Below are 391 nucleotides of genomic sequence, written 5' to 3'. Positions count from 1 at the left end.
GCCCAGGTGCGACGGCGTGCCGATGCCGCCGGACGCGTAATCGACCTGGCCCTTTCCGGCCTTCAGCCGGGCCAGCAGGTCGTCCAGCGTGCGGATGTCCGACTCCGCGTTCACCACGAGCGCCACGTCGGAACGGGTCAGGCGCATGACGTGGTGGAAATCGTTCAGCGCGTCGTAGCCCGGCGCTTTGTAGAGGCACATGTTGGCCGCGAGCGGCGTGCCGGTGTAGAGCAGGGTGTATCCGTCGGGCGGCGCCGCCGCCGCGACGCGTGTGCCGATGTTGCCGCCGGCACCGGCCCGGTTCTCGATGACGATGGGCTGGCCCAGGATCGGGCCCACCGCCTCCGCCAGGATCCGCGCGCCCAGGTCCGGCCCGGTCGCCGGCAGGTAG

Annotated in this window: 1 protein-coding gene; it reads right to left on the bottom strand. The window is 71.9% G+C overall.

Annotated features, from left to right (window positions below; genetic code table 11):
• A partial coding sequence (locus K9U40_RS24510; RefSeq protein WP_282892634.1) for a tripartite tricarboxylate transporter substrate-binding protein occupies nt 1-391 on the bottom strand: 391 nt, incomplete at both ends.

This window comes from Xanthobacter autotrophicus, assembly GCF_030015065.1.
Classification (GTDB): domain Bacteria; phylum Pseudomonadota; class Alphaproteobacteria; order Rhizobiales; family Xanthobacteraceae; genus Xanthobacter; species Xanthobacter autotrophicus_D.
The sequence above is the reverse complement of the archived record's forward strand: the minus strand, read 5'-3'. Positions and strand labels throughout refer to the sequence as shown.